7 protein-coding genes and 2 rRNA genes are annotated in these 11,284 nt (G+C 41.0%); all 9 read left to right on the forward strand.

Annotation, left to right across the window (positions count from 1 at the left end; genetic code table 11):
* The first annotated feature begins 39 nt into the window (after positions 1 to 39).
* The 9 genes from WC788_03165 (at position 40) to pgk (ending at position 11,261) form a co-directional block, all read left to right on the forward strand.
* Positions 40 to 429 carry a hypothetical protein gene (locus tag WC788_03165; GenBank protein ID MFA6096600.1) on the forward strand — a complete coding sequence of 130 codons (390 nt, stop codon included), beginning with the start codon at positions 40 to 42 and terminating at the stop codon, positions 427 to 429.
* Between the two features lie 278 nt (positions 430 to 707).
* A 23S ribosomal RNA gene (locus tag WC788_03170) occupies positions 708 to 3,920 on the forward strand.
* 125 nt (positions 3,921 to 4,045) lie between these two features.
* Positions 4,046 to 4,162: ribosomal RNA gene (rrf, locus tag WC788_03175) — 5S ribosomal RNA — on the forward strand.
* 74 nt (positions 4,163 to 4,236) lie between these two features.
* Positions 4,237 to 5,106: an FxLYD domain-containing protein gene (locus WC788_03180; protein MFA6096601.1), complete on the forward strand. Its 870-nt coding sequence runs from the start codon at positions 4,237 to 4,239 to the stop codon at positions 5,104 to 5,106.
* Between the two features lie 12 nt (positions 5,107 to 5,118).
* The gene (rodA, locus tag WC788_03185) at positions 5,119 to 6,234 is read left to right on the forward strand and encodes a rod shape-determining protein RodA (GenBank protein MFA6096602.1); all 1,116 of its coding nucleotides are present in this window, start codon (positions 5,119 to 5,121) and stop codon (positions 6,232 to 6,234) included.
* 99 nt (positions 6,235 to 6,333) lie between these two features.
* Positions 6,334 to 7,734, forward strand: coding sequence for a glycine--tRNA ligase (locus WC788_03190; protein ID MFA6096603.1), 1,401 nt, complete (start codon positions 6,334 to 6,336; stop codon positions 7,732 to 7,734).
* A gap of 4 nt (positions 7,735 to 7,738) precedes the next feature.
* Entirely contained in the window at positions 7,739 to 8,851 is a 1,113-nt protein-coding gene (locus WC788_03195; protein ID MFA6096604.1) for a Xaa-Pro peptidase family protein, read from the forward strand.
* A gap of 37 nt (positions 8,852 to 8,888) precedes the next feature.
* Positions 8,889 to 9,860: a Nif3-like dinuclear metal center hexameric protein gene (locus tag WC788_03200; GenBank protein MFA6096605.1), complete on the forward strand. Its 972-nt coding sequence runs from the start codon at positions 8,889 to 8,891 to the stop codon at positions 9,858 to 9,860.
* 117 nt (positions 9,861 to 9,977) lie between these two features.
* Positions 9,978 to 11,261, forward strand: coding sequence for a phosphoglycerate kinase (gene pgk / locus WC788_03205; GenBank protein MFA6096606.1), 1,284 nt, complete (start codon positions 9,978 to 9,980; stop codon positions 11,259 to 11,261).
* Positions 11,262 to 11,284 lie beyond the last annotated feature (23 nt).

Genomic DNA, 11,284 nt, shown 5'->3' on the forward strand with positions numbered 1-11,284 from the left:
AATATTTTAAAATATAAAAAAAGAAAGGGGGTGGAGTAAATGGAATTTTTATTCGCCAGTGATTATTTTTTTATCATTTTCAACCAAATGGTAACATTCTATCAGAATATACTATCTGGTGGGATCGATAGAGCGTTAATCGTATTGGGCGTAGGAGCTTTTATTGTTTTCGAAATTGATAAAGTTGCCCTACGAACAAAGATAAAGGAACGCAGAGTTGTTGCGATGACCGCAAAATGGGTGTTCATGATCATTACGATATTAATCGCCCTGGAAGAAGCGCATATCGGTAATAACACCATTCAGACTTTTTCAAGCGGTTTTGCGCTTATGATTGCTCTTTCAGGCGGCTTGGCTTTCGGACTCGGTGGACAGTATCAGGCTAAAGAAATACTTGAGGAATTTAAACACAAGATCATACAGAAGTAGGATCATATATTGCAACTAGCTAGTGGCAAAAATAGACAGACTTTCAGTCTGTTTTTGTCATTTTATCAGGTAATTTAGAAATTACCGACAGGCTCTTGACAACATTATTCATACTTGCTAATATTACTCTTGTCGCTGTTTAAAAGGAAATATATTGACAACAGAAATTTGACTGAAGATTTCAGCCAAAATTGTGTTGTTAATGATTGTACGTTAACAATTGATTTAATTTGTGATTCAATGATTAGCAATTAATAATTGCTAGTTAACCGTTTATTAGATAAACACGTAAGAGCGTATGGTGGATGCCTAGACATGAAAAGACGATGAAGGACGTGGCATGGCTGCGAAAAGCTTCGGGGACCCGCCAAGCAGGGTGTGATCCGAAGATGTCCGAATGGGGAAACCCGTATTGATTAATCTCAATACATCTATAACTGAATTCATAGGTTATGGAAGGAAACCAAGTGAAGTGAAACATCTCAGTAGCTTGAGGAATATAAAGAAATAAGTGTATACTAATATTTTCTCTAAATTTATTTAGAGCTTAATATTAGTATATCTCGATTCCCTGAGTAGTGGCGAGCGAAAAGGGAAGAGCCCAAACCTAGCTATACCTCACTGCGTTCGGTAAATTTCTAATTTTGTAATTTCTAATTTCTAATGAATGACTTAATTTTAAATGATTAAAAATTAAGAATTTTGTTTGAAAATTAAAAATTGAAAATTAAAAATTCTACCCGAGCATAGCGAGGTGTAGCTGGGGGTTGCAAGATAATGACATTGAATTGAAATATTGGCGCTACAATTCATTTGTAGTTCTATATTTCAATTCGTAAGGATTTTTTGCTTGTTAGCTGAATAGGCTGGAAAGCCTAACCGAAGACGGTGATAGTCCCGTAAGCGAAAATCGGCAAAACCTTCGTTATTTTCTTAAGTACTCTAAGGCCAGAGAAACCTTACAGGAATCCGGCAGTCCTACTAACATGAACAAATGAATTCTCTTTATTGGGAATTCACTTGTTCATCTGCCAAGGCTAAATACTTTTCATGATCGATAGTGAACAAGTACCGCGAGGGAAAGGTGAAAAGAATCCCGAAAGGGAAGTGAAATAGAACTGAAACCATATGCTTACAATGAGTGGGAGCCCGTCTTCGGATGGGTGACCGCGTGCTTTTTGTAGAACGAGCCAACGAGTTTGCTTTATGTTGCGTTAAGCTAAGCCCGACAGGGTGGAGCTATAGTGAAAGCGAGGGTGAAATGCCCGAAATAAGTAGCATATGCAATACACGAAACCGGGTGAGCTTACCATGGGCAGGATGAAGCTGCGAGAATATCGCAGTGGAGGTCCGAATCCACCAGCCGTGCAATACTGGGGAATGACCTGTGGTAAGGGATGAAATTTCTATCGAACTCGGTGATAGCTTGTTCTTCCCGAAATAGCTATTGGGCTAGCACTGTAATTACCTGCTAGAGGTAGAGCTCTGAATGGAGTCAGAGGGGGTAACCTACTCTCTCCTATCAACCTTCGAATTCTAGTCAGTCAATTTTACAGCAGTCAGAACTCCGGCGCTAAGGTCGGGGCTCAAAAGGGGAACAGCCCAGATCGTCGTCTAAGGTCCCAAAATTCAAGTTAAGTGGTAAAGGAAGTGATTTTCCTTTGACAGGTAGGAGGTTGGCTCAGAGGTAGCCACCCTTTAAAGAGTGTGTAACAACTCACTTCTCGATTATGGAAGATTGCACCGAAAATTCAACGGGGCTAAAACTTGATACCGAAGACACGGGTGCCATCGCAAGATGGCGCGGTAGGGAAGCGTTCCATACGCATTGAAGCCATATCCGTGAGGGGTGGTGGAGTGTATGGAAGTGAGAGTGTTGGCATTAGTAATTAAAAATTACGTGAGATTCGTAATCACCGAAAGTCCAAGGTTTCCTGGGCAACGTATGTCATCCCAGGGTTAGTCGGTCCTAAGGCGAGGCTGAAAAGCGTAGTCGATGGCCAGCTGGTTAATATTCCAGCACTAACATTGGTGTACAGATATGGGGAGACGGAACGTGATAGCTTGAGCGCATTATTGGATTTGCGTTAATGGCTTGTAGGCTTGTTTTCCAGGTAAATCCGGAAAGCTTTAAGGCCGAGAGCCGTTTAGACTTCCTCCTTCGGGAGGGATAATTTGAGCAAGTCATGTTTCCTAGAAAAGCCTCTATTCTTAATCAATGTTATCCGTACCACAAACCAACGCAGGTGGACAGGTCGAATAGACCAAGGTGAACGGGAGAATCCTCGTTAAGGAATTCGGCAAAACAGTGGCCGTAACTTCGGGATAAGGCCTCCCCAAATAGGGCTTCGGCTCTATTCGGGGTGCAATTAATGACTTCGAGCGACTGTTTAACAAAAACACAGGTCTCCGCAAACTCGCAAGAGGATATATGGGGGCTGACGCCTGTCCAGTGCCAGAACGTTAAGATTCGGTGTGAAAGCTCTGAATTTAAGCGCTGGTGAACGACAGCAATAACTATAATTGTTCTAAGGTAGCGAAATTCCTTGTCATCTAATTAGTGACGCGCATGAAAGGCGTAACGACTTGAGGACTGTCTCAACGAGGAACCCGGTGAAATTGCAATAACGGTGAAGATGCCGTTTGCCTACGGCTAGACGAAAAGACCCCATGAAGCTTTACTATACTTTGATATTGGTCTACGGCTTTGGATGTTCAGTATAAGTGGGAGGCTATGATGCTTCGACGCCAGTCGAAGCGGAGCCACAACATGAGATACCACTCTTTCAAGGCTGTAGCTCTAACCTATGACCGTAATCCGGTCAGGGGACAGTGTCTGACGGGTAGTTTAACTGGGGCGGTTGCCTCCTAAAGTGCAACGGAGGCGTTTATAAGGTCAGCTAGGTCCGGATGGAAATCGGACTGATAGTGCAAAGACACAAGCTGGCTTAACTGCGAGACTGATGGGTCAAGCAGGTGCGAAAGCAGAACTTAGTGATCCGACTTTCGATTGTAGTATCGAAGAAGCTCAACAGATAAAAGCTACTCTGGGGATAACAGGCTAGTCGCGCCCAAGCGTCCATAGCGACGGCGCGGTTCGGCACCTCGATGTCGGCTCATCGCATCCTGGGGGTGGAGAAGCTCCCAAGGGTTTGGCTGTTCGCCAATTAAAGCGGTACGTGAGCTGGGTTCAAACCGTCGTGAGACAGGTTGGACTCCTATCTGTCGTAGGCGTGGATACTTGAAGAGCGTCTTTTCTAGTACGAGAGGACCGAAAAGAGCAGACCTCTGGTGTACCAGTTGTTCCGCCAGGAGCATCGCTGGGTAGCTAAGTCTGTAATGGATAAACGCTGAAAGCATATAAGCGTGAAGCCATCTCTGAGATTAGGTATCAATAAGACTCCTGATAGATGATCAGGTTGATAGGGTACAGGTGTAAGCGCAGTAATGCGTTAAGCCAAGTACTACTAATAAGTCAAATGTTTATTTAATAGAGGTTGTATTTTAAAGATGTTTTACATCTTTAGATTACAGCTTTGGTTAACTAGTGATTATTGATTGTTGTTTATCACAAATATACATACTTGATATTTTGAAATATCGAGTACAAGAATTCTCTGGTGATTTTAGCGGCGAGGTAACACCTGATCCCATTTCGAACTCAGAAGTAAAGCTCGCTTGCGCCCATGGTACTTATTCCTTACGGAATCGGGAGAGTAGGTCATTGCCGGAGATTTTTTGTTGGAAAAAATATTTTGACCATATGAGGTAAAAAGGTTATAATCTATTATATTACTAATAATAAATATGACTGGAATACAGAGAGCGATCAAAAAATTATCTATCATATTGTTGATCTTGTCCTTGTTTTTTATTATTTCATGGCCTGAATTACGGCCGAAAGAAGATTCGTGCTATAACGGCAAGCTGGACTTTGGCGAAGATGAGATAGACTGCGGCGGTATTTGTTCAACGGCATGCCCGCCTCCTGAAAAACCGCCAATGGTAGAAGATGTAAAGATCGAATGGTCCCGCGCTCTCAAGGATGGAAATGATAATTATGACCTTATTGCAAAGATATATAACACCAATAAACACTGGGGAGCTACAAACGTCAACTATAAATTTATTATATATGGAGGTAATAACGATGTTTTAGCAATCAAAACCGGAAGTACATACATTGTACCTCTCGGATTTTCCGAGGGTGAAGGAGTGAAATATGTAATAGAAAATAATTATGTATCTGACAAAGAAATAACAAAGGTTGACTTTGAGCTAGATAATTTCAGATGGGCCGAAGTGAAGGATATATTGGAACTTCCGGAACTGGGCGTTGATACGATAATAGTAAAGGACAGAAGATATGGAAAAGTGGAATCCGGTAATGAATACTATTATATTTATGGTGTAACAGAAAACACTTCCAAATACAGTTTCAGATTTGTTGATATATATGCTGTGGTGTATGATGCGCAAAACAACCCCATTGCTGCCGGTAAAACGGATCAGAACACCGTTGCGGCCGGAACAGGATGGGAATTCAGAATATTCTGGAATGATAAATTCGAAGGGGAAGTTGCAAAAGTGGACTACGTCGCTGAGACAAATATATATGAACAATCGAACTTTATGCGGGCTTATGGCACGGGAAAGAAGTACAATACCACAAAATAGGGCGTCAAAATCATGAAGATAGCATTTTTAAATAAAATCGACGTAGCGCTGTTCGTTTCTCAAACTATTCTGATTGTTATTGGAATTATTACGATTTTTAGTACATCGTACAGCAGCAGTGGCAGCGATTTTGTGAATTTTAATAAACAGGCGATATTCGCCATTGTCGGGATAGTGGTGTTTTTTGTTATCAGTCTTGTAGATTATCGAGCTATAAAAAATTATACGGGCATCATATATGTGATCGCCTGTATTATTTTGATCTTGGTGGCTATAATGGGAAAAAATATCAGAGGAACCGCGGGATGGTTCGATCTTGGCTTTGTCAGTCTTCAGCCAGCCGAGTTCGTAAAAATAGCCATGATAATCATCATCGCAAAATATTTTACAAAGATCGATATTTACATAAACAGCTTTAAGAAGGCAATAGTTTCCGGAATATACGTCCTGATACCGGTTTCGCTCATTATGATGCAACCTGACATGGGAAGCGCTCTTATAATTATCTTTATATGGATAGCTATGCTGATACTATCCGGCGTGAATAAAAAATATATATTATATATAACTATATTGGCGATCGTGTTATCGGGCATAGGGTGGCAATATGCGCTGAAAGATTATCAAAAGAGCAGAATTTTGTCATTTTTTGATTCGGAATATGACCCTATGGGAGCAGGATACAACGTCAGGCAGTCCGTGATCGCTATCGGTTCCGGAAATATATGGGGAAAAGGCCTGGGACATGGATCCCAAAGCCAATTGAATTTTTTGCCGGAGAAGCACACCGATTTCATTTTTGCGGTCATAGCAGAGGAGATGGGATTCGTCGGAATAATCCTGGTGATTGGACTATATGGCATAATATTTTACAGACTGCTCAGGATCGCGGAGGAAGCTGAGGATAATTTCGGGAAATATCTGGTTCTGGGAACGTCGTTACTTGTATTTTTTCATGTCGTGATCAATATAGGCATGAATATGGGCATCATGCCCGTTACCGGAATACCGCTTCCCCTTGTGAGCTATGGCGGAAGTTCATTGGTCAGTCTTATGGTTATGTTTGGGATAGTGAATAGTGTGTATATCAAGGGAAGGGGTTATAAATTCACTAAAGAAGAAGATTAGCAACGTCCGGAAAAGAATAAATGTGGCTTTGGCTCCACATAATATATTTACATTGAATATCATATGTGTTAATATGTTTAAGTTATCATAAATAAAACTATGGCTGAAAATAAGACTGAGTTTTTCAATAAAATAGTATCGCTTTGCAAAAGACGGGGATTTATTTATCCCTCAAGTGAGATATATGGGGGATTCGCGGCGATCTATGATTATGGACATTACGGAACGCTTCTGAAGAACAATATACGCGATTCGTGGTGGAAGAGCATGGTTCAGATGCGCGATGATGTCGTGGGACTGGATAGCGCTATCTTTATGCATCCAAAAACATGGGTCGCATCGGGACATGTCGGGGGATTTAACGATCCCCAGATTGACTGCAAGAAATGCAAAAGCAGATTTCGGGCAGACCATTTTCTTAAGAATTTCGGCATAAATGCAGACAAAATGCCCTTGGTTGAGATCAATAAGCATTTGGATGATTTAAGGAAAGAGAAAAAGCTTAAATGCCAGAATTGCGGATCGACCGAAATTACGCAAGCAAAAATATTTTCTTTGATGGTAAAATCAAATATAGGATCGCCGACTGATGAGCTGAAAGAAGAGAATGTGGTATATCTCCGGCCGGAAACCTGCGGGGGGATATATCTTGAATTCAAGAATACCATTGATTCGTTGCACAAAAAACTTCCTTTCGGGATCGCGCAAGTCGGCAAGGCTTTCAGGAATGAGATCGTTGCGAGACAGTTCATATTCAGAACGAGAGAATTCGAACAGATGGAAATGCAGTACTTTTTGCACCCCTTGATGATGAAAGATAAATATGAATCATGGAAAAAGGCGAGATGGCAATGGTATCTGGATAATGGCATCTCAGAAAAAGAGATCAAGTGGTATAAGCACGAGAAACTTGCCCATTACGCATCAGAAGCATATGACATTACGTATAATTTCAAATCTCTAGGTGACTTCGATGAGGTTGAGGGGATACATGCGAGAGGCGACTGGGATCTTTCCCAGCATTCGAAATGTTCAGGCGTAGATCTTTCATATACAGATGAAAAAACGAAGGAAAAGTTCATACCTCACATCATGGAAACGTCAGTTGGACTGAATAGATTACTGTTTATGTTCCTGGATAATGCGTATTGTGAGGAAAAAGTGGGAGATGAAACGAGAGTTGTACTGAAACTGCCAATGCATCTTGCCCCAGTCAAAGTTGCAGTATTCCCGCTTCTGAAGAACAAGCCGGATCTGGTGCAAAAAGCACGTGAAGTTTATGACGCGCTCAAGCCATATTTCATGTGTGAATTCGACGATAACGGAAATATAGGGAAGAGATACAGGAGACAGGATGAGATAGGGACGCCACATTGCGTTACTGTTGACTTCGATACGATCAGTGACGAAACCGTAACTGTCAGAGACAGGGACACTATGAAACAGGAACGCATTAAGATCGCGGAATTACCTGACTTTTTGAAAGTAAAATTGGCCTAAACTTATGCGAGAAGCAAAATTGATCATTGCAGACAGTGAACATGATTCTAATATGTATTACGCAACCGGATGCTTAGTGCCAGATGATTTTATTTATCTGGAAATAAACAGCAAAAAGATCGTTTATATCGACGATATGGAATTTGGAAGAGTCAGAAACGAAGCCTTGGTAGATAAAGTTATAAATTATTCAAAATACAGTCCCGGAATTGACAGAGATACATTTGGACGCATATTGATCAGGATCCTATCGGATAATGGTATTGAAAAAGTTTATGTTCCCGGCAATTTCAAGATGAAGTATGCAAAGGTTTTGCTGGATAACGGCATAAGGACAGAGGTGGTTGAGCCGTTTTTCAAAGAAAGAATATCAAAAAGCAAAGAAGAGGTTGAAAAAATATCAGAGGTTCAGAGAATAAATGAGAGTGCTTTCAAAAAAGCTATAACTGTAATTAAAAAATCAAAAATAAGAAAAGATAGGAAGTTGATCTATAACGGAAATGTTTTAACTTCGGAATTCATCAGGATCATATTACAGAAAGAATTTGTCGCAAATAATTGCTTTTGCGATTACAGTATTATAGTTTCTTGCGCAGACGATACCGTCGATCCCCATGAAGCGGGAAAAGGGGCCCTGATCGCAGGGGAATCAATTATCATGGACGTGGTGCCTAAGTCGAGTTCAAACAGATATTACAGCGATATGACAAGGACGATAGTCAAGGGGAAAGCTTCTCCGGAGATTAAAAGGATCTATAATGCGGTTGCTGAGGCGCAAATGATCGCACTGAGTGAAATTAAATCAGGGATACGCGCCGACCATATTCATAAAAGAATCCAAAAATTTTTTGACAGTGCCGGATTTAAAACGGGAATGAAAAAAGGAAAAATGCAGGGGTTTTTTCATAGCACGGGACACGGGGTGGGCCTGGATGTCCATGAACTTCCAAGGATCAATTTGAATTATCAAAAAGAGCTCGAAACAGGAAATGTGGTTACGGTCGAACCAGGTTTATATTATCCGGGAATTGGCGGAGTGAGAATTGAGGACATGGTAGTCGTCACAGAGCATGGATGTAAAAATCTTACTCATTTTCCTAAATATTTGGAAATATAGGCATAAGATCTATAATAATACATAACAGAATATTAATATGAATAAATCAAAAAAGGAACAAATGGATATCGCGAAAATATATGACATTGCGATCAAGAAAGGTATTGAGAACGACTTCAGATCTAAGGCTGACATCAATGAGCTTTTCAGAAGAGAGAAAGAAAGATACAGGAAGTTGGAAGGTGAAGACAAAAATAGCTATGACAAGGACAGGCTTATTAATCCATTTTCCGATACCAGGGTCCTAAATATTTCCGAGAATAAAAATATTAAGAAAATACTTAGCGGCATCGATATCGGCAGCGGAGAGATCCTGTATGCGCAAATGCATAATGACATAGATCTCGTGATCTCCCATCATCCGCTTGGGAAGGCGCTTTCTAATCTCAGCGATGTCATGCATCTTCAGGCGGATGTATTGAATATGTATGGCGTTCCGATCAATATTGCAGAAAGCTTGCTGAAGGAGCGCATTTCTGAAGTTTCAAGAGGTGTAAATCCGATAAATCATAATAAGGAAGTGGACCTTGCAAGATTGTTTAAAATCAATCTGATGTGTGTACACACGCCTGCAGATAATTTTGCGGCAAAGTTTCTTGACGAATCGATTAAGAAAGCAAAAATAGCATATGTCGGCGACCTTCTGAAATTATTAAGAACGATTCCTGAATATAAAGAATCCATAAAGATCGGAGCAGGCCCTAAGCTTTTCGCTGGATTTGAAGATAGCCGGGTCGGAAAGATAGCCCTGACTGAAATAACCGGAGGAACAGAAGGATCGGCCGGAATGTATGAAAAAATGGCTCAGGCGGGGATCGGCACGATCGTAGCTATGCATCTTTCGGAAGAAAGAAAAAAAGAGGCGGAAAAGGCTCATATAAATGTTGTTGTTGCGGGACATATATCGTCCGATTCTCTCGGAATGAATCTTTTCCTGGATGAGCTTGAAAAGAAAGGCATTGAAATAGTACCGTGTTCCGGGCTTACAAGGATCAAAAGATTTAAATAGGCTATGCGATGTTGAAATGTTATACAAAAAGCGGGCGTTTGCTCGTTTTTTTGACTGGTTGGTCCTGATATTGTATCATATATAGTAATACGGTTCTTTGAAAATGGAGGTTAAATTATGTACCAAATAGAAATAAAAACTGAAAAAATAAGAAACATCCAGCCTGGATACGTCGCCATAGACTGCGATCCCGATGAAGTGCAGAAAATGATCTCGGCGCACTTTATGACTCCCATGATGTTCGTATATAACGGGGTTGCGGGCATATATGAAAGCAAATATGGCATTGAAAGCACAAAAAGAATAATTCTTGCGATAAGAAAAGCCAAGATCCTGGATGAAAACATAAGCGCAATAGCCCTGGGCGGAGAAGGAGTCAGTGCGGCTATCAAGGTCCTCGGACCTGCGGAAGCAAAAAAGATATTCAGCCATTTATCGACAGCGGGTGGCGCGGGACTGGAATTCTGGGTCAATGACCGAAGTTTTACCGCACTGGATTCATTTCCATCAAGAGATGCGGCATATAAGGCAGCAAATTATAGTGAATTGCTTACTGTATATGACATAAACCAGGGACTGAAAGACAAAACAGTCACTATCATTGCAGATCTGAATCTTGAGGAACCGAATCCCGACGACATAAAGATACAAGCGCTAATTGATGATATACGATTTGCGAAGGAAAATGGTGCGAAGAAGATCATCATTATGTCGCATAGAGGCAGGCCCGAAGACCGCGAAGAAAGATATAGCATGAAAGAGTATGCGAACATTTATACGCATCTTTTGAGAAGCATAGGTCTGTTAAGACCGGATGAAGAAGTGGTTTTTATCGATGACTACGTCGGAGAAAAGTATGCAAAAATTATCACTGACCTTCGCGACGGTACTATATGTATTACAGAAAATGCAAGATTTCATAAGGAAGAAAAATCCAAAGACAGAGATATTGTCTCAAGATATATCGCTGATATAAAAAATACGACCGGGACCGAAGTCCTGATATTTTCAGCGGCCGGTTCTGCGCACAGAAAGGATGCTACGAAGAAATATCTCCCGGAGATAATAGAAAAGAAAGCCATCGGGATACTGATGCAAAAAGAAATTGCTGAAATGTCAAAGCTCCGAAATAAAAAAGACGGACCGATACTGGCCATTATCCAAGGCGCCAAGAGCGACAAGCTTCAGATCGTGAAGGAGATATTTGAAAAGGATTTGGTCGATAAGATAATGGTCCTAGGAAAGCTCGCGCTTAATTTCTACAATGGAAATGAAGTGGCCGCTCAGATCAAAAATATCGCGGGAAACAAGCTCATCCTTCCGAAAAGGATGACAATTGCACAAATACCGGAACGGCTGGATGAAAAGCAGTTCATAAACTACCTCAAAACACAAAAATAATCAAACAAAAGCAGAATCAAGTT

The organism is Candidatus Paceibacterota bacterium, assembly GCA_041661265.1.
Lineage (GTDB): Bacteria > Patescibacteriota > Minisyncoccia > JAHIHE01 > JAGLIN01 > JBAZUT01.

Excerpts from the sequence above, each read along its gene's own strand:
- WC788_03190 (MFA6096603.1), top strand. The coding sequence starts at position 6,334 with ATGGCTGAAAATAAGACTGAGTTTTTCAATAAAATAGTATCGCTTTGC.
- WC788_03180 (MFA6096601.1), top strand. The coding sequence starts at position 4,237 with ATGACTGGAATACAGAGAGCGATCAAAAAATTATCTATCATATTGTTG.
- pgk (MFA6096606.1), top strand. The coding sequence starts at position 9,978 with ATGTACCAAATAGAAATAAAAACTGAAAAAATAAGAAACATCCAGCCT.
- WC788_03200 (MFA6096605.1), top strand. The coding sequence starts at position 8,889 with ATGAATAAATCAAAAAAGGAACAAATGGATATCGCGAAAATATATGAC.
- rodA (MFA6096602.1), top strand. The coding sequence starts at position 5,119 with ATGAAGATAGCATTTTTAAATAAAATCGACGTAGCGCTGTTCGTTTCT.
- WC788_03195 (MFA6096604.1), top strand. The coding sequence starts at position 7,739 with ATGCGAGAAGCAAAATTGATCATTGCAGACAGTGAACATGATTCTAAT.
- WC788_03165 (MFA6096600.1), top strand. The coding sequence starts at position 40 with ATGGAATTTTTATTCGCCAGTGATTATTTTTTTATCATTTTCAACCAA.